This window comes from Tessaracoccus defluvii (assembly GCF_014489575.1).
Taxonomy (GTDB): domain Bacteria; phylum Actinomycetota; class Actinomycetes; order Propionibacteriales; family Propionibacteriaceae; genus Arachnia; species Arachnia defluvii.
This window is the reverse complement of record NZ_CP060789.1, coordinates 3,262,382-3,288,372: the sequence shown is the minus strand read 5'-3', so window position 1 is coordinate 3,288,372 and position 25,991 is coordinate 3,262,382. Positions and strand designations below refer to the sequence as shown.

Genomic DNA, 25,991 nt, shown 5'->3' with positions numbered 1-25,991 from the left:
TGGAGGATGACGTGGCCAGTTCCACCGTGCGGACGACCCCCCACCCACCCGGCTATGTGCAGGGGCGCCAGCATTCGATCGCGGGACGCCCGCTCACCCTCCTGACCGACTTCGACGTCGACGCCTACAACCGAAACGCCCGCGGCCGCATCACCGTCGACGGCGCCGCCGTCGGTCCGCTCGCGGCGGCCGAGCGCGACGACCTCGCGTTCCTCTGGCGCCTCGACAGCGCCGCGATCTCCGAGGCCCGCGCCTTCCTCGCCACCTGGACCGGGAACGAGGCCAGGGTCACGGCCTTCGTCGCCACCTGGGCCTACGAGCGGCTGTGGCTGAGCTACGCCGTCCGCGACCTCCTGGTCGCCGACGGCAGCCCGCTGCCCGAGCCGCTGGGCCGTCACACGCTGCGCGCCCGCCTGCGCGACGCCTACGTCGAGCGGGGATTGCCGCTGGTCGCCCCGATCTGGACGTCCATTGTCGGCGAATCGGTCACTGCCGGGCACATGGCCAGGCTGGCGATCCAAGAGTCGTCCCTGCAGGCCGCCTACCGGGTCCTGCTCCCCCGCCTCGACGGCGAGGCGGCCCGCGTGGTCTCGACGATCATCGAACGCCGCGACGAGATGATCCGCTTCTTCTCCATGGAGGCCTCGGCCCGCATCACCCGTTCGCCGCAGGAGGCGCGGATGGCGAAGCTGGCGCTGCATTCAGGCTGGAAGCCGTTGCGGATCGTCGGCGTCGCCGACCCGGACGAGCCCAGGGCGATGGCCTCGATCTTCCGCACCGAGGGCGACCGAGCCCGCCTCGCATCCGCCGACGACGGTCTCCGCCGCCTGCTGGCTGAGCGCCCCACGGGTTTCCGGGGCGCCGCCTCCCCCTCCCCCGGCCTCCTCGCGCGGAAGGATCGTCATGGCATTCGAGCTTGAGAAGTTCGCGGAGACCTCCGACCGGGTCCGCTGGGAGGATCTGGACTTCGACACCTTCGAGGATCAGCCCCTCGACGCCGACACGCTGCGCTCGCTGCGCTACATGTGCGACATCGAGTACCACACGTCCTGCTACCTGCGGGACCTGCTGGTGACCCGCTCGCACCGCAAGGACGAGGCTCGCGGCTTCATGACGACGTGGAACCGGGAGGAGTTCTGGCACGGCGAGGCGCTGTCGGCCGTCCTGGCCAGGCACGGGATCATCGTCGACTACGACGAGCTGAAGGCGAAGCGGATCAAGCTGGGCTGGCAGCTCGCCCTCGGGACGGCGAAGCAGGCGATGGGCTCGAACCTGGTGGGCGACGACTTCATCGCGGTCCACATGACCTGGGGCGCGGCCAACGAACTGTCCGCCGTCGCCGCCTACCGCAGGCTGGCCTCACTGCTGGACCACCCTGCGCTGTCACCGCTGCTGGAGCGCATCGCCAAGCAGGAGACCCGCCACGTCGCGTTCTACACGACGCAGGCCAGGGAGAAGCTCGAAGAGTCCGAGCGGGCCCGCACACTGGTGCGCTGGGTGATGACCAACCTCTGGAAGCCGGTCGGCTCCGGGGTGATGGACGACGCCGAGATCCTGCACGTGATGGGCCACCTGTTCACGGGGCAGGGCGACGAACTGGACAAGCTCGACCAGCGGGTCGCACGGTTCCCGGGCATGGAGGACGCGCCGATCTTCCGGCCAGCGTTCGAGAAGCTCGGGATCGCGATCTAGCCGTCAGGCGTCGCGGCCGGCGGCGCGCTGCGGCGAGCTGAGCCGCAGGACGACGACCGACTCGAGGTGCTGCAGGTCGAGCGACCCTCCGGACGGCAGCCTCCACCACCGCTCCGCGGGATCGTCGACGGCGCCGTCCGCCTCTCCCAGCAGAGCGGCCATGGCCTCGGCGAGCGCCTCGAAGGCCGCGTCGACGGCGGGCGCGTCCTCAGCGGAGGAGGCCGACACGTTGACCACCACGTAGTCCCAGGCGTTCGCATGCCGGATCTTGGCGAGCGGCTGCGGGAAGTCCAGGCCTGTGAGGAAGGTGGTCTCGTCGCGCGTGCCGGCCAGCTCTCCCCAGCCGAGCGCGGCCGCCAGGGCCCTGGCTCCGGCGCGGTCGAGGGGCCAGGCCACCGCGCGCAGGGCGTCGACGAGGGGACGCAGCTCGGCGGCGGGGATGGTCGGCAGAGTCATGTCCCCAGCCTAGGGCGGGGAGCCGGACCGATTGCCGCGAACGCCCGTGACGGGGGTCCGTCGGTGTTTGAGTGGGCCCATCGAGCAAGGAGGCACCCATGACCTCGACCGACGGCGGATCCCTGGTCCGCGTCCACAACTTCTCCGTCTCCCTGGACGGCTTCGGCGTCGGCGAGGGGCAGACGCTGGACGAACCCTTCGGGCATGCCGGGTCCCGGCTGCTCGACTGGGCGCTTCCCACCCGCACCTTCCAGCGGATGGGCTTCCACGGGCAGGGCCCCGGCACGGTCGGCGTCGACGAGGCGTTCGCCGGGCAGTGGGGCACGCACGTCGGCGTCGAGATCATGGGTCGCAACAAGTTCGGCCCCCAGCGCGGCCCCTGGGCCGATCACGAGTGGAAGGGCTGGTGGGGCGACAACCCACCGTTCCACACCCCGTGCATCGTGCTGACCCATCACGTGCGCCCGCCGCTGACCATGGAGGGTGGGACGGTGATCCACTTCCTCAACGCAGACCCGGCCACGGCGCTGGCCAGGGCCCGCGACCTCGCAGGAGGCCTGGACGTCCGCATCGGCGGAGGCACCAGCACCATCCGGGAGTTCCTGCGGGCCGACCTCATCGACGAGCTGCACATCGTCGTCGTCCCGATCATCCTGGGGCGTGAGAAGAGCCAAGACGAGGGCGCCGTTGCCGCCGTCTCGGCACCACTGAATCTAGCGGTGTTCGCCCTCGTCAGCCCCATCCAGAGGGTCACAATGTCATAACAGATTCCGGGCGGAGGCGGCCCGGATCAGTCGGGGATGGCCGACGAGATGACGGCCTCCACGCGCCGAAGCGATTCGATGCCCGCCCGCGCCGTCGCGGCGTGCACATCGTCGAGTTCCGCCCCCACGACGCGCAGGTTCCTCGCCACGAGCGGCAGCGCCAGCTCCCGCACCGTCGCCGCGACGATGTCCGTGAACCCCGGCACCTGCCTGGCCACTGGGCCGTTGAGCACGACCGTCTCGGGATCGATGACGTGACACACGCTCACCAGGACCCGGCCCAGGATCACGGCCGCCCGCTCGGCGATCCTCCGCGCGTCCGGGTCGTCGGCCGCCACCTGCGTGCAGAACCTGGACCAGGACGCCTCCGCGCCCGTCGCCGTCGCATAGTCGCGCAGCAGCGCCGGGATCGACACGTACTGCATGAGGCACCCGGAGTTCCCGCAGGTGCAGACGGGCCCGTTCCAGTCGTAGATCGTGTGCCCGAGCTCGCCCGACCCGCCGCGGTTGCCGGACCGGATGACGCCGTCGACGACGTGGCCGGAGGTGACGCCGTAGCTGACGTCGACGTAGAGCAGGTCGGACGCCTCGCTGCCGACGCCCCACAGGTATTCGGCCAGGCCCTCCAGCCGGGCCGAGTTCTGCGCGTGCACGGGGACGCCGAACTCGTCCTCGAAGAACCGCACCGGATTGACGCCGTACCAGCGGCTGGACGCGCGGGCGGCGAAGACGTCGCCGGTGAGCGCATCCATCTGGGTGTCGACGGCCAGGTGCAGCGCACGCAGCGCCCCGGCACCGACGCCGCACTCGACGAGCAGGGTCCGCAGCAGAGAGGCGGCCGCCGTCATCCGCTCCGTCGGGGGCCGTCCCACGGGGCCCGTGAGTGTCAAGTTCTTCAACACTCGCCCGTCGAAGCGTGCGAGCGTCACCGTATAGGAGTCAACCAGGAACATGACCGAGGCGAGGACCCCGAGGCCGGCGGCGGCGCCGATCGGGTTCTTCAGGCTGCCGACCTCCTGCTGCAACTCTTCGACCCACCCGTCCTCGATGAGGCGGGTGGTGAGGTTGGTGACCGTGGCCCGGGAGACGTCCAGTGAGCGCGCGAGGTCGGCGCGGTGCGTCGGCCCGTCCACGACGAGGGCCCGCACCAGACGCTGGGCATTCGGGGTGATCGAAGTCACGCCTGCTCCCTTCGGCTCGGAACGTGCCCATCCTCCCATACCCGGCGCGGTCCAGGCGCGACGACCAACAAGAGTGTTCAAAGATTTGACACTCGTGGAGGCAGCCCGCATGCTGGTTGCGGCTCACACCTCAGCGCCGAGACCCCATCGCCCACACTGGCAGTGAGCCATTCGGGCGAGACTTCTTCGGAGGAAATCATGTTGGCAAGAAAGATCCTGGCGGGCGTCGCGTGCACGGCGCTCGCTCTGACGCTCGGCGCCTGCGGCTCGCAGACGCCGACCGAGACCCCCGGCGCGGGTGCATCGTCCGGCGCCGCGACCGGCGAGGTGCGCCTCTGGGTGATGGAGGGCTCCCTCTCGGATGAGAGCCGCCAGTACCTGATCGACGAGTTCGCCACTGCGAACCCCGGCAGCGAGCTGAAGATCGAGGTGCAGCAGTGGGACGGCATCGTCTCGAAGCTGCAGACCTCGCTGGCCTCGAAGAACGAGTCCCCCGACCTGGTCGAGATCGGCAACACCCAGACCACCACGTTCACGACCGTCGGCGCCTTCGCCGATGTCACGGACATGAAGGCCACCCTCGGCGGCGACGACCTGATCCCGTCGTTCGTGGACGCCTCGACGGTCGACGGCAGCATCTACGCCTACCCGCTGTACGCCGGCGCGCGCGCCGTCTACTACCGCACCGACCTGTTCGAGGCCGCGGGCATCGAGGTCCCCACCACGATCGACGAGTTCACCGAGGCCGCCATCGCGCTGCAGGCCGCGAACCCGGAGGGCACCCCCAACTTCTCCGGCATGTACCTGGCCGCCGTCGACCCGCACGGCGTGGAGTCCTACCTGTTCCCGCAGGGCTTCGACTACGCGAAGCAGGACGGCGACAAGTGGGTCGGCCAGGCGTCGACGCCCGAGTCGATCGCCGCGCTCACGAACCTGCAGAAGCTGTTCGCCGAGGGCACCACGTACGCCCTCGACTCGCAGGCGGGCCAGAAGGCGTTCGAGCGCTACTTCAACGAGGGAACCACGGGCATCCTGATCGGCACCGGCAACGTCGGCACCAAGATCGACCAGGCCCTGTGGGACGCAGACAAGGTCGGCGTCTTCGCCGTCCCCTCCGCTGAGCCCGGCGTCCCCGGCTCCACCTTCGCGGGCGGCTCCAACATCGCGCTGGCCCAGAACTCGCCGAACCCCGAGCTGGCCAGGAAGGCCCTCGAGCTCATCTTCAGCGAGGGCTTCCAGACCCGTCTGGCCGAGGACGGCTGGGTCCCCGGCAACACCGCCTACAGCGACGCCGTCACCGGCCCGTTCGGCGCCATGTCGGGCGACATCATCAACAACTCGAAGCTGACCCCGAACAACCCCGGCTGGGGCGTCGCGTTCGGCTCCACGCAGCTCAACGAGTTCTTCACCCGGATCGCCAAGGGCGAGGACGTCACGGCCGTCGCCGAGGCGTTCGACGCCCAGGTCGCCACCGACCTCAACAAGTAGCGGAATCGACGATGACTAGTTCGACAACCCGGTCCACCCGGCGCGCCACCGGGGCCCGGCCCCGGTCGGCGCAGCCGCTGAGCCGCCGCGTCCGCCTCGCGGGCCGCTGGATCACCCCGTGGGCGCTGCTGGCTCCCATGGCCGCCATGGTGCTGGTGGCCCTCGGCTACCCGCTCGTGCGGCAGGCGGTGATGAGCTTCCAGCACTTCGGCCTCGCGCAGCAGTTCGGCAAGCCCGCCGAGTGGGCCGGGGTGTCGAACTACGTCACGATCCTCACCGATCCGTACTTCTGGAGCGTCTTCCTCAAGTCGATCCTCTTCTGCGCCTGGACCGCGGGCATCACGATGCTCATCGGCGTCGGCGTGGCCGTGCTCATGCTCCGCCTCAACAAGGTGGTGCGCGTCATCCTCAACACGACGCTCATCATCGTGTGGGCCATGCCCGCCCTGGCCGCGCTGACGGTGTGGCAGTGGCTGGTCGACCCGCGCTCTGGCCTCCTGAACTACCTCCTCACGAGCATCGGGCTCGACAGCTTCCTGAACTTCAACTGGCTCGGCGGGCACTACCTGACGTTCTTCCTCATCGCGTCGGCCGTGATCATCTGGGCCTCCGTGCCGCTGGTGTCGATCACGATCTACGCCGCGCTGGCGCAGATGCCGGGCGAGGTCCTGGAGGCGTCCGAGATGGACGGCGCGTCCAACTTCCAGCAGATCATCCACATCATGCTGCCGATGATCGCGCCCGTGATCGCGCTGATCGGCGTGCTGCAGGTCATCTGGGACCTGCGCGTCTTCACCCAGATCTACGTGCTGCAGCAGGCGGGTGGCATCGCCAGCGAGACGAACCTGCTCGGCACCTACGTCTACCAGACGGGCATCGCACAGGGTGACTACGGCGTGGCGTCCGCGCTGGCCATGGTCATCCTCGCCCTCACGCTCGTGCTCACCAGCCGCTACCTGCGGATGCTCTACCGACAGGGAGGAATGGCGTGAGGAAGCACCCCATCGCCAACGTCGCCGGCCTGCTCCTGGCCGTGCTCTGGCTCATCCCCGTCTACTGGATGGTCAACTCGGCCTTCCAGGCCCCGTCCGAACTGATGGCCTGGCCGCCGCACCTGGTGCCGCAGCAGTTCACGTTCGACAACTTCGCCACCGCGTTCGCCAACCCGAACTTCTTCCCGGCGCTGCGTTCGTCGCTGCTGGCGGCGACGATCACGGTGGTCTTCTCCACCGTCGGCGCCCTCCTGGCCGCCTACGCCCTGTCCCGCTTCCGCTTCCGCGGCCGCGCCATCATGATCATCGCGATCCTGGTGGTCCAGATGATCCCGGCCGAGGCCCTGTTCATCTCGCAGTACCGCATGCTCGACGGCTGGGGCCTGCTGAACTCCGTCGGCGGCCTGTCGCTGCTGTACATCGGCACGATCGTCCCGTTCGTCGCCTGGATGACCCGCGGCTTCGTCGACGGCATCCCGATCGAGCTGGAGGAGGCCGCCATGGTCGACGGCTGCTCCCGCTTCGGCGCGTTCCGGAAGGTCACCCTGCCGCTGCTGGCACCCGGCATCGTGTCGACGTCCGTGTTCAGCTTCCTGTTCGCCTGGAACGAGTACACGCTCGCGCTGATCGTCCTGTCGAAGGACTCCGCGGTGACGCTGCCCATCTGGATCCAGTCGTTCCAGCAGGGCCTCAAGGCGACCGACTGGGGCGCCGTCATGGCTGGCGCCACCCTCATCGCCGTGCCCGTCATCATCATCTTCGTCCTCGTGCAGAACAAGATCTCGCAGGGCATGGTCGCCGGGGCGGTCAAGGGATGACCCTCCCCACGCTGCCCGCCCCCCTGGTGGGGCCCGTGCCCGGACGCGAACCCGGCCACGCCTGGCGCGGCCTGATGCTCGACTCCGCCCGCACCCGCTTCCCCGTGTCCGTCATCCGGCAGGTGCTGACGCTGGCGGCCCGCTACGGGTTCACCACGTTCCACTGGCATCTCACCGACGACCAGGGCTGGCGCTTCGAGGTCCCCGGCTACCCACGGCTGACCGAGGTCGGCGCATGGCTCCCCGCGGCCGGTTCGACGACTACCACCACCTCCAGGGCGACACCCGGGAACAGGCGATCGCCGAGTCCGACGCCCGCTGGACGAACGGCTTCTACACCGACGAGGAGATCGCCTCCGTCGTCGACCACGCCACCGGCCTGGGCATCGACGTCGTCCCGAGATCGACCTGCCCGGCCACATGATGGCCGCCATCGCCGCCCACCCGGAGCTCGGCCGCCCCGCCGGGATCCCCCTGCCCACCGGCTCGATGCGCGACCACATGTGGTGGCCGGCCCGCAACGACCTGCTGTGGCCGAGCGACGGGGCACTCGACTTCGTGACCGCCGTCCTGCGGCGGGTCGCGGACCTCTTCCCCGGCCGCTGGGTCCACATCGGCGGTGACGAGTGCGCCTACCAGCAGTGGGCGTCCGACCCGCAGATGCCGGACCTGCTGCGCGAACGTGGCCTCGACAAGGTCGAGGACCTGCAGGCCTGGTTCATTGCCCACGCCAGCCGGGTCCTCGCGGACCTCGGCAGGAGCGTGGTCGCCTGGGACGAGGCCGCCGCGATCACCGACGCCGAGGACATCCTGCTGATCGCCTGGGACGAGGAGCGGGGCATGGCCCGCGCCGCCGAGGCGACCCAGCCCTACGTCTTCGCCGATGCCCGCACCCTCTACCTGAACCGGGTCGACCCGGCCGGTGCGGCCACGCAGAAGGGGATGCTGCCGGCCATCGGCGTGCGCGACATCCTCGCCGCCGACTGGGCCGAGGCGTCCGCCGAGCGGTGTGTCGGCGTCCAGGCCTGCGTGTGGTCGGAGTTCGTCCTCGACGGCGACGACCTCCTCTCCATGCTGTTTCCCCGACTCCTGGCGGTGGCCGAGCGGATCTGGAACCGTGAGGTGGACATCGACTCCGCCGCCGACGCCGTCGCCGCCGAATACCGGGTGCTGCGCGAGCACGGTCTGCTGACCGCCTCCGCGTGAACCGCGCACCCCGACCTGAAGGAAGATGATGAAGCGACCCAACATCGTGCTGATCCTCACCGACGATCACGCCGCGCACGCCGTCGGCGCCTACGGCTCGGTCGTCAACGCGACCCCCCGCATCGACGAGATCGCCGAGGCGGGGGTGCGCGTCGACAGCTGCTTCTGCACCAACTCGCTCTGCACCCCCAGCCGCGCGTCGATCCTGACGGGCACCTACTCGCACATCAATGGCGTGACGACGCTGGAGACGCCCATCGACGCGTCCCAGCCGACCTTCATCACCGCGCTGCGCGACGCGGGCTACCGCACCGCCGTCGTCGGCAAGTGGCACATGGGCGAGGGCGACGGCCACGACCCGCAGGGCTTCGACTACTGGGCGGTGCTCCGCGACCAGGGCGAGTACTTCGATCCGCAGATCCTCACGGCCGACGGCCTCGAGATCGTGCCCGGCTACGCCACCGACATCCTCACCGACCTGTCGCTCGGCTGGCTCGACTCGCTCGAGGGCGACGACCCGTGGTGCATCCTCATCCACCACAAGGCGCCGCACCGGCCGTGGGAGCCGGACGAGAAGCACAAGGGCATGTACTCCGAGCCGATCGCCGTGCCCGCCACCTTCGACGACGACTACGCGACGCGTTCCTCGGCCGCCCACCGCGCGGCCATGCGGATCGCCGACCACCTGACCCTGACAGACCTGAAGCAGCTTCCCCCGGAGGGGCTGACGTACGAGCAGGCGGCGCTGTGGAAGTACCAGCGCTACATGGAGGACTACCTGGCGTGCGTCGCGTCCGTCGACGACAACGTCGGCCGCGTCATCGACTGGCTGAAGACCGACGGCAGCTTCGACGACACCCTGCTGATGTACACGTCCGACCAGGGCTTCTTCCTGGGCGACCACGGCTGGTTCGACAAGCGGTTCATGTACGACGAGTCGCTGCGGATGCCGCTGCTGGTGAGCTGCCCGTCGCGGATCACCGACGTCGGCCGCACGCTGTCGCAGATCGTCACCAACGTCGACTTCGCGCAGACGATCCTCGACGCCGCGGGCGTCGATCCCCATCCGCGGATGCAGGGCGTCAGCTTCTGGCCGCAGCTCACCGTCGACCCGGAGCGCCCCACGCGGGAGGCCATGTACTACCGGTACTTCGAGAACGACGACGTGAACCACCACGCGTTCGCCCACTACGGCATCCGGACCGAGCGGTACAAGCTCATCTACTTCTACAACGACGGCATGGGGCTGCCCGGTTCCTCGCCGCACGCGTACCCGCCGGAGTGGGAGCTCTACGACCTCCAGGAGGATCCGGAGGAGCTCAACAACGTCTACGGGGACCCGGCCTACCGCGAGCTGCGGGAGCAGCTGAAGGCCCAGCTGTGGACCCTGCAGGCCGAGTTGAAGGACGAACCGCACCACTCGCAGCCGGTTCCCGACCTGGTGGCCAGCCCGTAGATTGGGGCCCATGCTGCCCCTCGACGCCTGGATACCCGACGGCGTCGGGTGGGAGACGCTGGCGCTGCTCGTCCTCGTGGCCCTCGCGGCCGGCTGGATCGACGCGGTCGTCGGCGGCGGCGGCCTGCTGCAGCTTCCGGCCCTGCTGCTGGTGCCGGGCCTCGCCCCGGTGCAGGCCCTTGCCACGAACAAGCTGGCCTCGATCGCGGGGACGGCGACCAGCAGCGTCACCTACTACCAGCGCGTCGGCCCCGACCTGCGGACGGCGCTGCCGATGGCGGGTTTCGCGCTGGTCGGCAGCGTCGGCGGCGCCGCCGTCGCCAGTTCCCTGCCCGCGGCGGTCTTCAAGCCGCTGATCATCTGCGTGCTGGTCGGGGTGGCCCTCTTCGTCGCGCTTCGCCCGAAGCTGGGCGCGGCCACCCGGCTCCGCTACGCCGGCGCGCGGCACGTCGCCGTCGCCTGCGTCATCGGCTTCGCGCTGGGCGGCTACGACGGCATGTTCGGCCCCGGCACGGGCGCCTTCCTCGTGATCGCCCTCGTCAGCGCGCTGGGCTACGACTTCGTGACGGCCAGCGCGAAGGCCAAGATCGTCAACTTCGCCACGAACCTGGGCGCGCTGCTCCTGTTCGTCCCGACCGGCTCCGTGGTGTGGGGGCTGGGGCTGGCGATGGCGGCCGGGAACATGGTGGGCGGCTACCTGGGGGCGCGGACGGCGATCGCCCGCGGCGTCGGTTTCGTGCGCGCCGTCTTCCTGACGGTGGTGGGAATTCTGATCTTGCGGCTCGGCTACGACGTGGCGGTACCCTACTTTTCATGAGCAGCCCCAGCCGCGCCCAGGTGTCGTTCGTGCTGGCGGGAAGGGCCCTGACCCTGACCCCGGCGAAGGTGCAGTCATGCATGCGTGGGATCGAGCCGGAGCCGATCACGTCGCACGCCGTCCGGCTCGACGGCCGCTGGTACCCGGTGACCCAGGTGTTCGAGGAGGCCACCGGCATCTCGCGCCGCGTGTGGACGGCCGATCGGGCGCTTGGCCGGCTGGCCGAGCTCGGGCTGCTCCTGCGGACGCTGACGCCCTGGCCGGACGAGGACACCGTCCGCTGGTCGCTGGTCGATGCGCTGGAGGCCGAGGGGTGGCGGATCGACCGCCTCGTCGACGCCGAGCCCCGCACCCGGGCCATCGACGTCGTCGCCTCCCTCGGCGGGGTGACCGCCGCGTTCGAGGTCAAGGGGTACCCGACGCAGCCGCCCGACGGCGTGAAGCCGGGCGAGGTGGCCCGGCAGTGGTTCGCGGACGCGCTGCTGACAGCCATGAAGGCCCGCCGCAAGCACCCGGACTGGTGGCGCATGATCGTCCTGCCGGACGTGCCGCGCTACCGCAAGCTGGCCGCGGCGACGGCCGACTCGTTCGCCGACGCGGGCATCCGCGTCTGGTGGGTCGACGAGCACGGCGCCGTCACCGGGGAACGGCCTCCGCTCGAGGGGATCAGCGCAGCCGCTTCCCCAGCGTGAGGTCGAAGAGGTGCGGGAGCACCTCGCCGCTGCGGAGCCCGCTGTGCTCGTGCTCGTTGGTGATCCACGGGTGGACGCCGGGCATGAGGTCGGCCGTCTCGAGGGAGAACCCGAGCGGCACGTAGATGTCGTTCACGTACACGGCGGCCGCCCCGCGCGCCCCCGACGCCGCGATGGCGGCCTCGTCGTAGAGGCGGGGCCACTCGACGTCGGCCAGGGCGTCGACGACGTCGCCCCACGGCTGGAACGCCGGCACGGTGTCGGCCCACTCCCGCCGGATGTGTTCGCCGGTCAGCAGCGTCGGGTCGTCGCGGAAGTCGGCCGGTTCGGCCTGCTCCGCGGCCCATCCGGTGACGACGCCGTCGGCGTAGCAGGACTCGTGGAAGACGTAGTAGAGCGGGTTGCGGCCGCCGAACGGCAGCGCCGAGGCGAGGTCGTGGCGGAAGGCGTTGGTGCCGGGGTCCTGGTCGAGCAGCGACCAGAGCGTCTGCCAGCCGTCGTTGGAGCCGAGCAGCGACCCGATGGACCGCAGCCGCGAGACGGAGACGACCTCGCCGTCGGGAAGGACGATGTCGCCGGCGGCGGCCCGGTCGACGAGGCGACGGACGGCGTCGCGGTGGGTCGGGAAGCGGCGGTAGTAGCGCTCGACGGCGGTGCGGGTGGCGTCGTAGGTGACGGCGTACACCTCGCTCGGGTCGTGGCCGACGGCGCCGAGGCCGCCGGTGAAGTAGACCTCGTCGAGGGAGGAGGCCGCAGTCGACAGGTAGCTGAGCGTGGTGAACCCGCCGAACGACTGTCCGAGCGACGACCACGTCTCCGCGCCCAGATGCTGGCGCACGGCCTCGGCGTCGCGGACGATCGACGACGCCCGCAGGTGCGTCAGATGCTCGGCGACGGCGGCGGCGCCCCGCTCCAGGTCACGGTCGCCGACAGGGCTGGACTTGCCGGTGCCACGCTGGTCGAGCATGACGACGCGGAAGCGTGTCAGCGCCGCGTCGAGCCAGGACGGCGAGGTGGGCGCGTGGAACGGGCGCGGCGCCTCGTGGCCGGGTCCGCCCTGCAGGTAGACGAGGTAGGGCAGCTTCTCGCCGCCGCTGCGGGTGACGACGGAGGCGTGCACGTCGATGGTGCGGCCGTCGGCGTCGTCGTCCCAGACGAGGGGCACGGTGAGCGTGTGCTCGTCGATGGTGAGGTCCTGCATGCGTCGCGTCGTGGTGGTCACGGGTTCGAGCCTATCGCCGCCCCTCACGACAGGTCGCTACGGTGGACCCCACAGGCGAACACAGGAGGGTCATGGGAGAGCACAACGGCCTCGTCGGGCTGGTGGCAGGCACGAGCGACTCGACACCGCTGAAGTTCCACGTCGCCGTCGGCCCCGACGCGTACCTGCAGCTGGACGACGTCGTCACAGCGGAGCGCGACGTCCCCGGCGTCGGCCCGGTGCGCACCTCCGGCGTGGTGACCCAGGTCACCGCCAGGCACGAGGGCGCCAGCTTCGGCTCCGACGCGTTCCTCATCGCCGACGGCGTCCTGCCCGCCATCACGCAGGAGATCGCCGAGGTCACCACCACCCGCGTCGACCCCGAGGTGTACGTGCCGCCGCTGCCCGGCACCCGCGCGACGCGCGCCACCGGTGCGCTGCGGGAGCGGGCCCTGTACTTCGACTCGATGAAGGACCGGGTCGTCGTCGGCCTCGGCCGCGACGGGGAGCCGGTGTACGTGAACCTCGAGTTCCTCGACGGAACCCGCGGCGCGCACGTCTCGATCTCGGGTATCTCCGGCGTCGCCACGAAGACCAGCTTCGCCCTGTTCCTGCTGCACTCGCTGTTCTCGTCGGGTGTGCTCGGCAAGCGGACGACCAACGCCAAGGCGCTGATCTTCGCCGTCAAGGGCGAGGACCTGCTGTTCCTCGACAAGACAAACGTCCGCCTCGACGACAGGCTCCGCGCCGACTACGACCGTCTCGGCCTGCCCGCCACGCCGTTCGACTCCGTCCGTTTCTTCGCGCCGCCGACGCCGGGCGACAGGACGGGGCGGCCGAACGTGTCGGGCCGCACGTCAGGGGTCGACGCGTTCTGGTGGACGCTGCACGAGTTCTGCAAGCGGGAACTGCTGCCGTTCGTGTTCGCCGATGCCGAGGACGACAGGAACCAGTACACGCTCGTCATCCATCAGGTCGCGGCCAAGCTGCGCCACGACGCGATCGCGGCGGGCACCGACGGCGCCATCACCGTCGCGGGGACCACGCTGCGCACGTACGAGGAGCTCGTCGAGTTCGTCGTCGAGCGGCTGCAGGACGACACCACCCGCGCCGACTGGGCCGGCGCGGCGACGACGGCCGGCTCCGTCAACGCGTTCATCCGCCGGCTGCGGTCGTCGCAGAAGGCGCTCGGCCCCCTCATCCGCGGCGACCTGGCCGAGCAGGCGGACCGCCGGCGGGTGACGACGGCGAACAGCCGCGTCACCGTCGTCGACCTGCACAACCTGCCGGAGCGGGCGCAGCGGTTCGTCGTCGGCGTGGTGCTGCGGACAGAGACGGAGGCGAAGGAGCAGGCCGGCGCGGGCGGGCTGCTGTTCACGATGCTCGACGAGCTGAACAAGCACGCGCCCCGCGAGGGCAACACCCCCATCAAGGAGCTGCTGCTCGACATCGCGGAGCGGGGCCGTTCGCTCGGCATCATCCTCATCGGCGCGCAGCAGACGGCGTCGGAGGTGGAGCGCCGGATCGTGTCGAACTCGTCGATCCGGATCGTCGGGCGCCTCGACCCGGCCGAGTCGGCGCGGCCCGAGTACGGGTTCCTGCCTGCGTCGCAGCGGCAGCGCGCCACGCTGGCCAAGCCGGGCGCGATGTTCATCTCCCAGCCGGAGCTACCGGTGCCGCTCGCCGTCGAGTTCCCGTTCCCTGCGTGGGCGACGCGGCAGTCAGAGGTCGCGCCGGAGCCCACCGACACGGGCGCCAGGGTCATGGGCCGCTTCTCCCGCGACGACGTTCCAGCCCCGTTCTGAGACCCGGATGAAGTTCCTCCACACGGCCGACTGGCATGTCGGCAAGACGCTGAAGGGCCGCAGCCGCCTCGAAGAGCAGCAGGCGGTGCTCGCCGAGATCATCGACGTCGCGCTGCGTGAGGAGGTCGACGCCGTCCTCATCGCGGGCGACCTGTACGACACGGCCGCTCCGACGGCGGACGCGCAGCGGCTGGTCAACGGGGCCCTGCTGAAGCTCGCCTCCTCAGGCATCGAGGTGGTCGTCATCGCCGGCAACCACGACCACGCGCGCACGTTCGAGGCGCTGCGGCAGCTGATGGCGGCCGCCAACATCGACTACGCGGGCACGGTCCGCGGCGCCGAGGCCGGGGGCGTGCACCGCTTCACGGCCAGGTCGACGGGTGAGGAGGCCGTCGTGGCGCTCATCCCGTTCGTGTCGCGGCGCTACATCATCGGCGCGGAGGAGATCGTGACGGGCACGCCGTCGACCAACGCGGGCCGCTACGAGGACTCGCTGCGGGGGATCATCGATGAGCTGACGACGGCGTTCACGCCGGAGACCGTCAACATCGTGATGGCCCATCTCACATGCACGGGCGGGGTGATGGGTGGCGGCGAGCGGGAGGCGCAGTCGATCTTCGAGTACCACGTCTCCGCGCAGTCGTTCCCGGTCGACGCCCACTACGTCGCGCTGGGGCACCTGCATCGCAGGCAGCAGATCCCGGCGCCGGCGCCGGTGCACTATTCGGGGGCCCCGCTCGCCGTCGACTTCGGCGAGGAGGAGAACACGTCGGTGGTGTGTCTCGTCGAGGTCTCCCCCACCACCCCGGCGCGCGTGACGGACATCCCGATCACCGCGGGCCGGCGGCTCCGCACGGTCTCCGGCACCGTCGCGCAGTTGATCGCGGCGGCCGCCGAGTACGGCGACGCCTACCTGCGCGTCGTCGTCGAGGAGCCCACCCGGGCGGGGCTGCGCGACGAGATCCTCGACGCGCTGCCGAACGCGTTGGAGGTCCGCATCCATCCCGACTACGCGCAGCAGGGCGCCCGCCACGCGGCCGCCACCCACGCGACCCGGTCGCCCCGGGACCTGTTCGCCGCCTACCTGCAGGAGGCGGGCGTCGAGGATCCCCGACTGACCGGCCTGTTCGACGACCTGCTCGACGAGACGACGAGGTGACCCGGTGCGTCCCATCCGCCTGGAGATGAACGGCTTCGCGTCGTTCCGAGCCGAGACCGTCGTCGACTTCGCCGGCGCCGACTACTTCGCCCTGGTCGGGCCCACGGGCTCCGGCAAGTCGACCGTCATCGACGCCATGACCTTCGCCCTGTACGGCTCTGCCCCGCGGTGGGGGCGGGCGAACTCGGTGCAGTGGGCGCTCGCGCCGACAGCCAACCGCGCCACGGTCCGGCTCGTTTTCGACGTCGGCGCCGAACGTTTCCAGGTCGCCCGCGAGGTGCGGCGCGTCGGGAAGCAGGGGCCGCAGCAGCGCACCGCGTCGCTGGAGAAGTTCGACGACCCGACGCAGGCCACCGCGGACACCGATCAGGTGACGGTGCTGGCCTCCGAGGTGCGCGACGTGACGCCCGCCGTCGAGACGCTGTTGGGGCTGTCGTTCGACGACTTCACGAAGGCCGTCGTCCTGCCGCAGGGGCGGTTCGCGGAGTTCCTCGGCGCCACCGTCGGGGAGCGGCAGGACATCCTGTTGAAGCTGCTGGGCGCCCACCAGTACGACATCGTGATGCGCGCCGCCGGCGCCCGAGCCAGTGATGCCCGCACCGAGGTCGCGACGGCGAACGGCCGGATCGAGGACCTCGGCGGCGCCACGCAGGAGGCGGAGGACGCCGCCGCCGAACGCGTCGCCGAGTTGCAGGCGCTGGGCGAGACGGTCGCCGGGTTGGCCGACGATCTGGCCCGCGCCGGGCGCGCGGCGGAGCAGGCCGAGGCGGCGCGTCAGGCGGCCGCTTCGGATCTCGCAGGGCTCGACGCCGTGCGGATGCCCGACGGCATCGCCGACCTGGCCGAGCGGGCCCGGGCGACGCGGGAGACGGCCAGGGCCCGCCAGGCCGAGGCCCGCGAGGCCGAGGCCGCCTACACGAACGCCAGGGCAGCGCTGGAGGCAGGCGGCGACCGCGCCGACCTCACCCGGCTCCGCGAGCGGTGGGCTGAGCTGGCCGACCTGCGGGCCTCGCTCCCCGACCTGGCCGAGGCCGATGTCCGGGCCCGGGATGAGGCCGCCCGCGTCGCGGCCCTCCGTGACGAGCGCGAACACCGCTGGACGGAGGCGCTGGCCGCCGAGGGCGAGGCGCGTCGGGGCCCGGAGGCGGCCGCGGCCGAGCTGCGCTCCCTCGGCCGGCCGGCGATCCCCGTCGGCGCCGTCGACGACGATGACCTTCCCGACCTGGTGGCCGCGGCCGCGGAGGCTGTCGACGAGGCCGCCGCGAGGCTCGCCGACGCCGAGCTGGCCCATGCCTCGGCCCGTGACGCGCTGCGGGAGGCCGGCGACGCCGTCACCCTGTCGGCTGCGGTCGCCGCCGCCGAGCGCGCCGTCGAGGCTGCGGCCCGCGTGGCGGACCTGCGGGAGCAGGAGGTGGCCGCCAGTGCCGCGCGCGACGCTGCGGAGGCCGCCGTCGGGTCCACCGAGGAGACGCTGAGCGGGGCGCGGGAGACTGCCCGGCACGCGCGCCTGCTGGCCACCGCGGCCGACCTGCGGGGCGGTCTCGCCGTCGGCCACGACTGCCCGGTCTGCGCCACCACCGTCGCGACACTGCCGCCTCCGATCGACACCGGGGCCGCCGCCGCTGCCGATGTCGCCGTCGGCGAGGCGGAGCGGGCTTGGCACGACGCGCGCGACGGCCTCACCCGTGCCACCGGCGCCCTCGAGACCATCGCCCGTGACCGCGTCCGCGCCGAGGAACTGGTGGCCACCCTGCTGCCGGACGGCGCCGACCCCGCAGCCCGGCTGTCCGCGGCCCAGGCGGGGCTGGAGGCATGGTCGACGGCGCAGCAGGCCGCCGCCGAGGCGGAGGCAGCGGCGGTCGCTTCCCGGGAGGCCTGGATCACCGCGCGGGTCGCCGCCGCCTCGCTCAACGCCCATCGGGCCGCCGCGGCGCTCGCCCCGGTGCGTGCCAGGCTGGACGACGCCGTCGCGGCCCGCGACGAGGCCCGTGCGGCCGCGCGGGCAGCCGACGAGGCCTCGGTTCTGGCGGGGGGCGCCGTCACGCGGGCGACGCGTCGGGCCGAGGAGCTCCGGACAGAGCTCGACGGCGCCGCGACGCTCGCCGAGGTGGACGCCGCGCTCGTCATGCTCACGGACCTGGAGGCCGCCGAGCGTGCGGCGATGGCCGCGTTCACTGCGGCAGGCGCCGCCCGGGACGCTGCGACCGCTGCCGAGGAGGCGCTCACAGCCGAGCTGGGCGCGGCCGACGAACTGCTGCGGGCCACGCGGGCGCCGCTCGTCCCGCTGGGGGCGCCGGCCGTCGACGCCACGGATCTGCCCGGCGCCTGGGCGACGCTCATCGGCTGGGCCGCCGACGCCAGGGGCACGGCCGAGGCCGCCCTGATCGCCGCCGGGGTCGCCGTCTCGGAGGCTGAGTCCGGGCGCGAACGGGCCGCGGCCGATCTCGTGGGCGCCGCCGTCGAGGCAGGGATCGAGGTGGGCGGGCCCGGACAGGCGGTGGCCGCCGTCGCGAACCAGGCGGGTCGGGCCGCCGACGCGCTTGCGCGGATCCGGCGGGAGCGGGAGCGGCTCGGCGAGCTCGTCGAGCAGCGGGACGCCGCGCAGGAGCGCGAGCAGGTGGCGAAGCTGCTGGCCGATCACCTGAGCGCGAAGAAGTTTCAGCGCTGGCTCGCGGGGGCTGCGCTGGATGTGCTGGTCGAGGCGGCGTCGGCGTCGCTGCTGGAGCTGTCGGGGGGCCAGTTCTCCCTGACGCATGAGAAGGGCGAGTTCTTCGTCATCGATCACGCGGACGCGGAGGCCCGGAGGTCGGTGCGGACGCTGTCGGGTGGCGAGACGTTCCAGGCGAGCCTGGCGTTGGCGCTGGCACTGTCGGCCGAGCTGTCGTCGATGTCGGCCACGGCGGCGCGGCTGGACTCGATCTTCCTGGACGAGGGGTTCGGGTCGCTGGATCCGGAGAGCCTCGAGGTGGTGGCGCTGACACTGGAGCGGCTCGCGCAGGGCGACCGGCTCGTCGGTGTCGTCACGCACGTGGCGGCGCTGGCCGAGAGGGTGCCGACGCGGTTCGTGGTGGCGCGGGACTCGCGGTCGTCGAGCGTGCGGCGGGAGGGCTGAGATGCGGTTCATGGTCGACGGGTGGGCCCCTGACTACGGGTCGAGCCTGCAGGAGGTGGAGGAACTCGCCGAGTCGAAGGCGGAGCTCACCACCGATGTCGAGGTGCCTGACGCCGGCTGGCGCCCGATCGCCGCTTCGGCCACCACGGAGCCGTCCACGATCCTGTTCGTCGACGGCGTGCGTCGGGTCGAGGCGCGCCTGTGGCTCAATCCCGATGACGGCGGCGAGCAGGCTCCCGCGCTCTGCGCGTCGTACGCCGCGGGTGTCGTGCGGTCGACGCGTTCGGCGGCCACCGTCGACATCGCCGAGGTGCGGCGGTCGCTGCTGACCACGGCCGAGGACGCCGACGACATCGTCACGGGGCTCGGGACCTGGACCGTCGCGCATGCGAAGCCGGACCCGGGCAAGCAGGTGTTCGACCTCCTGTCGCTGGCGCTGCAGCAGAAGCTGGCCGAGCTGGAGATCATCTGCGCGGCCAACGCCCGCGCGGCGGCCCCGGACGACGTCGACGACCTCCTCGTGATCGACGGTCCCCTGCGGGGTCGGACGAATGTGCCGCGGGCGATCGGCATGATCAAGTCGCAGCACTCCGCCTATCTGCCCGCCGACCTGAACCGCGTCGTCGGCGCCCTCGCCGCCGGTGAGCGCACGCCGGTGTTCCGGCTGGGCACCACGTGGGAGCGGTACTCCTGGTACCTGCGGCTGCCCGGGCCCGGGGGCTCGCCGTGGGCGGGGATCGTGCGGGTGGAGTGTGCGTCGGAGCTGAGCGTCGACGAGGCCGTCGCACTGGCGGCGACGTCGCAGGCAGTGTTGCCCCGTTACGCGAGCGAGCCGTTCAAGGATCCGCGGGCGCCGCAGAACCTGTACCCGATCGCGGGGTTGGAGCGGACGCTGCGGCACCGGCTGGGCGACCCGCAGTTGCTGCACCGGGCGCTGCGGGCGGCGGGCTGATCGGTCTGGGCCTCCGGTGTCGACGGCGGCGCCGTCGCTAGGGTGTGCGCATGGACGCATGGTCGCGCGCGGAGAACGAGGTTGTCGTCGCGGAGTATCTCGCGATGCTCGAACAGGAGCTGGCAGGCCAGTCGTACGTCAAGACGGAGGCCAACGGGCGAGTTCGCGCGCTGACTGGGCGGTCGAGGGGCTCGGTCGAGTTCAAGTTCCAGAACGTCAGCGGGGTGCTGATCGACATGCACGCGCCGTGGGTCGAGGGATACAAACCCGCCAAGAACTACCAGGCGTCCCTCGCTGAGGCTGTCGAGCACCATCTCAGCCGCCATCCGGAGGTGATGGAACTCATGCGGCAGAGCATCATCCGGGACGCGGCCAAGCGCATCGACGTCGCCTGGAACGTCATCACCCCGCCGACCGAGCTGGCCTTCCCCGTCGCCCGCGGGGTGGCCCGGCCCATGCACACGGACTTCGTCGCGCTCGAGGCAGCCAACCGTTCGCTCGGCGCCTCCGGGGAGGTGCTCATCCTCGAGCGGGAGCGGCGCCGTCTGGCCGAGGCCGGCCGCGGCGACCTGGCCGGGAAGGTGGAACACGTGTCCGTCACGCAGGGCGACGGCCTCGGCTATGACATCGCTTCCTTCCGGCCCGACGGCGCCCCGCGCTTGATCGAGGTGAAGACGACCCGCCGCGGCGCCGCGTGGCCGATGCTGGTGAGCCGCAACGAGGTTGCCGTGAGCAAGGACATGGCTGACCAGTACGTCCTGGCCCGGGTGTTCTCCTTCGCCGAGCCGAAGGTGGGGCTCTTCGAGCTTCCGGGAGCCATCGAAGACACGTGCCTGCTGGAGCCCGAGACCTGGCGGGCCTTGCCGAAGCCAGGCCGCGTCGCCTGAGCAGGCTTCCCGAGGATCAGGCGGACCCGGCGCTGCGGCTCGGCGATCTCGCCTCGCCGGGCACGACCAGCGTCCCGAACGGCGTCACCTCGTACCGATACCCCAACGGGCTCATCCACACCAGCCGCCCCGGCTCAGGCTGGCTGACCCGCCAGAACCCAGCCGTCTTCGCCCGGTGAACCGAACGCGACAGAGGCGCCAGATTCCCCACCGCCGTCTGCCCGCCACGCCCCGGCCGATACGCAACCGTGTGATCCAGATCAAGCCCCGACGCCGCACGCGACGAGAACGGGAACGGCTCCCGTGGGAAGACCTGCTCGACGGCGCGACGCATCCGCGGCGTCGGCACGTACCGGTCGGCCGGCTCGAGGTTCGGCAGGTCGATCACCGGGTGCACCTTCACGACCACGCCGTGGCCCTCGCCGAGCAAGTCACCGAGCAGCGCCGTGGTGATATGCCCCGCCCGCTCGACCCGCGCCGCGCCGGTGAGGCCACCGAGGGCGTCCGAGTGGATGTGAACAGCCAGCCCGAGCGTCGGGCGCAGACGCGTCAGCAGCGCCGGATCGATGGCAGGGCCGAGGTCGGCCGCGGGCAGAGCTCTCCCCTGTTCCGGGTGAATCGGTGGCTCCGCGGGGCCTGGGCGGTCGGGATCGGTGGGGAGGGGATCGGTGCGTGGGGTCACGGGACCGGCGGGACCCGAAACCCCAGGACGTCCGGCGCGCCGACCATCCGGCCCGGGCGATGGCGCGCCGGACGGTGAAGCGGACGTCGGTCCCTCGGTGGTGGTCGTCGGCCAGACGTTCACTGCTGCCCGGCCAAGCGCCATCGCCCAGGCGGGCTCCGGCGGCTCCAGGTCTTCAGGCGGCGGCGGGGACCACTCATCGAGGGGCTCCGGCGCCGTAGTCAGACGGGACCGCGACGCGGCGGGCAGCACCGGGACGAGAGGCAGTTCTCCCTGCGCGGCCTGCTGGAGCAGGGCCAGCGCGTAGGCGGGGTTGGCCAGCAGCCCGAGCGCCTTGGCCCGGCGCTGGTTGTGGTCCAGGCCAGGGCACTCACCCACGAGGAGCCGGGCCAGCTCGTCGAGCCGGACGTCGAGGAAACGGGCGTCGAGCACATCGAGCCTGCCGGTGAGGTTCATCGCGCCGGCGTCGAGTCCCCAGGTCCAGACCCCGCGCGCCTCGCGGGTCTTGCGCTCCCGCTCGGCGGCCAGATCGGCGTCGGCCGTGATGATGAGCCGGTCGAGCAGGCTGAAGGCGGCACCCCAGCCGAGGCCCTCCTGCGCCGGAAGCCACCGGTCGGTGACCCAGTCGGCCGCCGCCGGCCCGAGCTCGCGGCAGCGCCGCGCGGCCCGGAGCGCCCGCTGGGAGTCGATCGTGAGGCTCTGGACCGCCTCGTACAGCCGGGGATGGCGGAACTTCAGGTCGATCGCGGCTGCAATATGCTCCGTGGCCATCCCGGCAGAGCAACCGAGAAGGCCCGCCACCTCCAGACGCAGAAACTCAGACACAGCAGGCGTACCCTCGCCGCCAACCGTCACCAGATGCTCGTCCAGCGGCTCGAACAGCTCAGCCTCAGACACCCGATAGCAGGCAGCCAGATCACACAACGCACGAATCGTCTGGGCCTCACCACGACGGCGCAGCAGGAGACCCTCGCGGACATCCGCGAAGGCCTCCCGGGCAGTGATGAGCGCCAGCTTCTCCATAACCCATTATCGGTCGCCCAGGCACCCATTTCCCAGAGCAATCCGGGACCTGTGGACAACCTCAATCGCACTCCGACAAGGGGTGATGGGGTGGTTTCATTCGAGATGCCCCGCCACCGTCACACGTCGACCCGGACGATCCTTCCCGACTTCCTCGACTCCTCCGCCGCGAACACCGCCGCATGGCTCGCCAGCGACTGGTCCGGCCCCGAGCGCACCAGCGACTGGTCCCTCTGCGCGACCGCGGCGATGAACGAGTTCATCAGCCCCGCATCGCCGCCGCCGTGGCCCGTCGCCGCGTTGGCGCCCTGGCTCCCGCCGACGAAGCGGATCTCGCGCCCGCCCGTGCGGAAGTCGAGGATGTCGATCGTCTCGCCGTCGCATTCGACCCGGCCGTGCGTGCCGAAGATGCGCGACTTGCGGTGGCTCTGCTCCGTGAACGCACACATGGTGAACGTGCCGGTCTCGCCGTCCTTGCCGGTGAACGCGACCACCTGGTTGTCCACCACATCGTTGTCGCAGTCGTAGACGCAGCGCCCGTACGGCCCGGTCCGCAGCGCCTCGAGCACGTCCTCTTCGGTGTCGCCGTCGGTGATGACGCTGACAGGCCAGACGGACCCCTCGGCCCTTACCAGCGGCACGTAGAGCTTCGGCGCCGAGTAGGGGCAGGTGGGCTCGAGTGGGCAGTCGAGGCAGCGGTCGGCGGCCTCGGCGGGCCGGTTCTCCGCAGTGAAGTGGGTCAGCTTGCCGAAGCTGGCGACCTGGTCGTACTCGATGCCGGTAACATGGCTGATCCAGTCGATGTCGTGGCAGCTCTTAGCGAGCAGCATCGGGGCCGACGTGTCCTCCCTGCGCCACGGGCCCCGCACGAACGAGTGCGCCATGTGCCACCAGCCGACGGGCTCGAGGTGCTCGATGTTGACGATCTTGCCGAGCACACCGCTGTCGACGACGTCCTTCAGCTGCTCCGTGTAGGGGGTGTAGCGCAGCACGTGGCAGACACCGAAGATGACCCCGGCGGCCTTCACAGCCGCGATCACCTCCCGCACCTCCTCGATGGTCGGCGCGACCGGCTTCTCCAGCAGGATCGCCGTCCCCCGCTCCGCGAGCGCCAGTACGGGCTCCCGGTGGAACTGGTCCTGCGTGGCGACGATCGCCATGTCGAAGACGGCGTCAGGATCGGCCAGCAGTTCGGCCCACGTCTTATAGGCGACGGCCTCGGGATGGGCGGCCTGCACGAGCGAGCGACGGTGCGGATCCGGGTCGGCCACGGCCACGACCTTGGCGCGGTCGCGGTGCCGCGCGATCCAGCCCACATAGCCCTGCCCGCGGTTACCTGCTCCGATGAGTGCGACGGTCACAGGGGCGGCTGCGTCGCCGCCCCGTACGGGTTCGGTGTTCATGCCCCCAGTCCTATCGCCTTTCCTCACGGATGGGCACATCGGGGTCGGCTATCGCGCAACAGGGATGCGCTGTTTCCGGGTTAGCCCAGGCTGGCATCCAGCGTGATGTCGACGCCCCCGAGCGCCTTTGAGACGGGGCAGTTGGCCTTCGCATCGTCGGCGATGGCCAGGAACGCTTCTTCGGAGAGCCCGGGCACCTGTGCGCGGACCGTCAGATGACTACCGGTGATGCCGACTCCGGGGGTGAACGCGACGGCCGCATCCGTCTTCAGTTCAGTGGCCGGCGTGCCGTTCTGCGCGAGCCCGTTCGACAGCGCCATCGAGAAGCACGACGCGTGCGCCGCCGCGATCAGTTCCTCGGGGGTCGTGGTGTTGTCCGAGCCCTCGGAGCGGGCCTTCCAGTTCACGGGGTACGTGCCGAGGTGCGACGAGTCGAATGTGACGGTGCCGGAGCCCTCGAACAGCGACCCGTTCCAGATCGTGCTGGCCTTGCTGGTGACTGACATGTTGCCTCCCTGGGTAGACCCCCACCCTAGGCAAGGCCCCGGCGACCCGCTGGCGAAGCGGGAGACCGTCCGCCTCAGTCGGCCGCGGTCACCATCACGGGGACCGGCTCGTACTCAGGGGCCCGGAGACGGCGCACCTCGGGCGAGAGCAGCGCGGCGCCGACGGCGAGCAGCATCAGCAGCGAGGCGCCGATCATCGACTCCCTGGCACCCCACCAGACGACGGCGTGCCCGGCGAGCAGCAGGCCGAGCGGCCCGAACATGAGCGACCCGAACGCGTCGTACGCCGCCACCCGCGACAGCGCCTCAGCCGGCACCAGCCGCTGCAGCGACGTGTTCCACAGGACCCCGAACAGGTCGAACGCGGCCCCCATCACGACGGCGAGGACCACCACGATCCACAGCGGCGCACCCAGACCCAGCGCGAGGAAGGGCGGCGTGGCCAGCGCCGTCATCAGGACACCGACGAAGATCGGCCGCTTCGGCCGGACACGCAGGGCGATGAAGACGCCGAGCACCATGCCGATCGCGTCGCCGGTGAGCACCCACGCCCAGGGCCCGGCACCGCCGAGTTCGGTGTCCGACAGGACGGGGCCCAACACGCCGAAGCAGGCCTGGAACAACATCACGAGGAACGAGAACTGGAGCACGACCACCCAGATCCACTGGCGCGACGAGAACTCGCGCCACCCCTGCTTCAGGTCACCGAGCGTCGAGCCCGACGAACTGCCGCGCCGGTCCGCCGTCCCCCGTAGGCCGGACACGACCACACCGGACGTGGCGAAGAGCAGCGAGGCTCCCACCAGGGCCCAGGCGCCGCCGACGAGGGCGACGATGCCGCCCGCGAAGACCAGTCCGGCGATGCGGGCCGTGTTGGCCCCGAGCGCGAGCAGCGCGTTGCCCGACTGGAGTTGGTGCGGCTTCAGCACCTCCGGGATGATGCCGGTCAGCGCAGGCGACATGATGGCGATCCCGATGCCGCTGAACGCGGCGGCGACGCAGAGCAGCCACAGCGGCGGGTCGCCCGTCATGAGCAGGAACGCGAGCGAACCGAACGCGATCGCCGAGCAGAACTCGCCGACCATCATGACCCGCTGGCGCGGGAACCGGTCCGCGATGACGCCGCCGAACAGCAGGAAGGCGATCATCGGAACGCTCTCGGCCGTCAGCACGTACGAGAGGGTCTCCGCGTCGCCGCCGGGCAGGTGCAGTACCCCGAAGGACAGGGCGATGGGTGCGAAGGCAGAACCGCCCATCGACGCCGTCCTGGCGCAGAAGAGGCGGGCGAACTGGCGGTCGCGCATGAGTGACCAGTCGGCTTGCATGGGGGGACTCCCGGGGAAACGAGCGGGGGCGCCGTGACCGAAGTCACGACGCCCCGAACGACTAGAGCTCAGAGCGAGCGGATGTTAGCAGCCTGCAGGCCCTTCTGACCCTGCTCAACATCGAACTCGACCTTCTGGCCTTCTTCGAGGTTGCGGTGCCCGGTGCCAACAATGGCCCGGAAGTGTGCGAAGACGTCGGCGGTGCCGTCATCGGGAGCGATGAAGCCGTAACCCTTGTCCGAGTTGAACCATTTGACTGTGCCAGTGGCCATGTCGATCTTTCCTTGTGTTTGACAAACTGTTGACCGCGGAAACGGACGTCGCCGAGGCCAACAGACCCCAGTGTACGTACAAAGTGCCCCTCTGCACCTAAC

The 25,991-nt window shown here is 71.1% G+C and carries 24 protein-coding genes and 1 pseudogene; 17 read left to right on the top strand and 8 right to left on the bottom strand.

Annotation, left to right across the window (positions count from 1 at the left end):
• The first annotated feature begins 11 nt into the window (after positions 1-11).
• A complete protein-coding gene (locus tag H9L22_RS15520) occupies positions 12-920 on the top strand; it encodes a hypothetical protein (protein WP_187720695.1) in 909 nt (302 codons plus the stop codon).
• The gene (locus H9L22_RS15515; RefSeq protein WP_187720694.1) at positions 904-1,692 is read left to right on the top strand and encodes a ferritin-like domain-containing protein; all 789 of its coding nucleotides are present in this window, start codon (positions 904-906) and stop codon (positions 1,690-1,692) included. The genes H9L22_RS15520 and H9L22_RS15515 overlap by 17 nt, the downstream gene beginning before the upstream one ends.
• 3 nt (positions 1,693-1,695) lie before the next feature.
• Here H9L22_RS15515 and H9L22_RS15510 read toward each other — a convergent pair whose 3' ends face one another.
• Positions 1,696-2,148 carry a DUF6301 family protein gene (locus H9L22_RS15510; RefSeq protein ID WP_187720693.1) on the bottom strand — a complete coding sequence of 151 codons (453 nt, stop codon included), beginning with the start codon at positions 2,146-2,148 and terminating at the stop codon, positions 1,696-1,698.
• A 98-nt stretch (positions 2,149-2,246) separates the two neighbouring features.
• On the opposite strand from H9L22_RS15510, the gene H9L22_RS15505 reads away from it, so the two are divergent.
• Complete coding sequence (locus H9L22_RS15505) at positions 2,247-2,912, top strand: dihydrofolate reductase family protein (RefSeq protein ID WP_187720692.1); 666 nt, start codon at positions 2,247-2,249, stop codon at positions 2,910-2,912.
• A gap of 26 nt (positions 2,913-2,938) precedes the next feature.
• Here H9L22_RS15505 and H9L22_RS15500 read toward each other — a convergent pair whose 3' ends face one another.
• Positions 2,939-4,093: an ROK family transcriptional regulator gene (locus H9L22_RS15500; RefSeq protein WP_187720691.1), complete on the bottom strand. Its 1,155-nt coding sequence runs from the start codon at positions 4,091-4,093 to the stop codon at positions 2,939-2,941.
• 198 nt (positions 4,094-4,291) lie between these two features.
• Between H9L22_RS15500 and H9L22_RS15495 the strand changes: the two genes are divergently transcribed.
• From H9L22_RS15495 to H9L22_RS15460, 9 genes and pseudogenes are all read left to right on the top strand, one after another.
• Entirely contained in the window at positions 4,292-5,581 is a 1,290-nt protein-coding gene (locus H9L22_RS15495) for an extracellular solute-binding protein (protein ID WP_226965911.1), read from the top strand.
• Positions 5,582-5,592: 11 nt separating this feature from the next.
• Entirely contained in the window at positions 5,593-6,573 is a 981-nt protein-coding gene (locus H9L22_RS15490) for a carbohydrate ABC transporter permease (protein ID WP_187720690.1), read from the top strand.
• Complete coding sequence (locus H9L22_RS15485) at positions 6,570-7,391, top strand: carbohydrate ABC transporter permease (RefSeq protein ID WP_226965910.1); 822 nt, start codon at positions 6,570-6,572, stop codon at positions 7,389-7,391. Before H9L22_RS15490 ends, H9L22_RS15485 begins: the two co-directional genes overlap by 4 nt.
• Positions 7,388-7,585 (top strand): annotated as a pseudogene (locus H9L22_RS20610) (family 20 glycosylhydrolase); the annotation flags it as partial. The gene H9L22_RS15485 and the pseudogene H9L22_RS20610, both read left to right, overlap by 4 nt.
• Before the next feature lie 41 nt (positions 7,586-7,626).
• Positions 7,627-7,815 carry a hypothetical protein gene (locus H9L22_RS15480; protein WP_187722779.1) on the top strand — a complete coding sequence of 63 codons (189 nt, stop codon included), beginning with the start codon at positions 7,627-7,629 and terminating at the stop codon, positions 7,813-7,815.
• A complete protein-coding gene (locus H9L22_RS15475; RefSeq protein WP_187720689.1) occupies positions 7,812-8,597 on the top strand; it encodes a family 20 glycosylhydrolase in 786 nt (261 codons plus the stop codon). The genes H9L22_RS15480 and H9L22_RS15475 overlap by 4 nt, the downstream gene beginning before the upstream one ends.
• A 28-nt stretch (positions 8,598-8,625) precedes the next feature.
• Positions 8,626-10,053 carry a sulfatase family protein gene (locus tag H9L22_RS15470; protein WP_226965909.1) on the top strand — a complete coding sequence of 476 codons (1,428 nt, stop codon included), beginning with the start codon at positions 8,626-8,628 and terminating at the stop codon, positions 10,051-10,053.
• 10 nt (positions 10,054-10,063) lie between these two features.
• Positions 10,064-10,870 carry a TSUP family transporter gene (locus H9L22_RS15465; RefSeq protein WP_187720687.1) on the top strand — a complete coding sequence of 269 codons (807 nt, stop codon included), beginning with the start codon at positions 10,064-10,066 and terminating at the stop codon, positions 10,868-10,870.
• Entirely contained in the window at positions 10,867-11,562 is a 696-nt protein-coding gene (locus H9L22_RS15460; protein ID WP_187720686.1) for a hypothetical protein, read from the top strand. The genes H9L22_RS15465 and H9L22_RS15460 overlap by 4 nt, the downstream gene beginning before the upstream one ends.
• Here H9L22_RS15460 and H9L22_RS15455 read toward each other — a convergent pair.
• A complete protein-coding gene (locus H9L22_RS15455; protein WP_226965908.1) occupies positions 11,537-12,784 on the bottom strand; it encodes an alpha/beta fold hydrolase in 1,248 nt (415 codons plus the stop codon). The two genes, H9L22_RS15460 and H9L22_RS15455, sit on opposite strands and share 26 nt — an antisense overlap.
• A 71-nt stretch (positions 12,785-12,855) precedes the next feature.
• On the opposite strand from H9L22_RS15455, the gene H9L22_RS15450 reads away from it, so the two are divergent.
• Genes H9L22_RS15450 through H9L22_RS15430 form a run of 5 tightly spaced genes read left to right on the top strand, consistent with a single transcriptional unit; the run spans position 12,856 to position 20,678 of the window.
• Entirely contained in the window at positions 12,856-14,568 is a 1,713-nt protein-coding gene (locus H9L22_RS15450) for an ATP-binding protein (RefSeq protein WP_187720685.1), read from the top strand.
• Positions 14,569-14,575: 7 nt separating this feature from the next.
• Entirely contained in the window at positions 14,576-15,727 is a 1,152-nt protein-coding gene (locus tag H9L22_RS15445) for an exonuclease SbcCD subunit D (RefSeq protein ID WP_187720684.1), read from the top strand.
• 4 nt (positions 15,728-15,731) lie between these two features.
• Positions 15,732-18,839: an AAA family ATPase gene (locus H9L22_RS15440; RefSeq protein ID WP_187720683.1), complete on the top strand. Its 3,108-nt coding sequence runs from the start codon at positions 15,732-15,734 to the stop codon at positions 18,837-18,839.
• Between the two features lie 10 nt (positions 18,840-18,849).
• A complete protein-coding gene (locus H9L22_RS15435) occupies positions 18,850-19,791 on the top strand; it encodes a hypothetical protein (protein WP_226965907.1) in 942 nt (313 codons plus the stop codon).
• A 50-nt stretch (positions 19,792-19,841) separates the two neighbouring features.
• Positions 19,842-20,678: a DUF3883 domain-containing protein gene (locus tag H9L22_RS15430; protein ID WP_187720681.1), complete on the top strand. Its 837-nt coding sequence runs from the start codon at positions 19,842-19,844 to the stop codon at positions 20,676-20,678.
• A gap of 16 nt (positions 20,679-20,694) precedes the next feature.
• Here the strand turns inward: H9L22_RS15430 and H9L22_RS15425 are convergent, their stop codons facing one another.
• The 5 genes from H9L22_RS15425 to H9L22_RS15405 all read right to left on the bottom strand — a co-directional run bounded on the left by H9L22_RS15425 (position 20,695) and on the right by H9L22_RS15405 (position 25,889).
• A complete protein-coding gene (locus H9L22_RS15425; protein WP_187720680.1) occupies positions 20,695-22,383 on the bottom strand; it encodes a 13E12 repeat family protein in 1,689 nt (562 codons plus the stop codon).
• Between the two features lie 119 nt (positions 22,384-22,502).
• The gene (locus tag H9L22_RS15420; RefSeq protein WP_187720679.1) at positions 22,503-23,786 is read right to left on the bottom strand and encodes a Gfo/Idh/MocA family protein; all 1,284 of its coding nucleotides are present in this window, start codon (positions 23,784-23,786) and stop codon (positions 22,503-22,505) included.
• Positions 23,787-23,866: 80 nt separating this feature from the next.
• Positions 23,867-24,292 carry an OsmC family protein gene (locus H9L22_RS15415; RefSeq protein WP_187720678.1) on the bottom strand — a complete coding sequence of 142 codons (426 nt, stop codon included), beginning with the start codon at positions 24,290-24,292 and terminating at the stop codon, positions 23,867-23,869.
• Between the two features lie 74 nt (positions 24,293-24,366).
• Positions 24,367-25,617: an MFS transporter gene (locus H9L22_RS15410; protein ID WP_187720677.1), complete on the bottom strand. Its 1,251-nt coding sequence runs from the start codon at positions 25,615-25,617 to the stop codon at positions 24,367-24,369.
• A gap of 68 nt (positions 25,618-25,685) precedes the next feature.
• Positions 25,686-25,889, bottom strand: a complete 204-nt coding sequence (locus H9L22_RS15405; RefSeq protein WP_187720676.1) for a cold-shock protein — start codon at positions 25,887-25,889, stop codon at positions 25,686-25,688.
• Positions 25,890-25,991 lie beyond the last annotated feature (102 nt).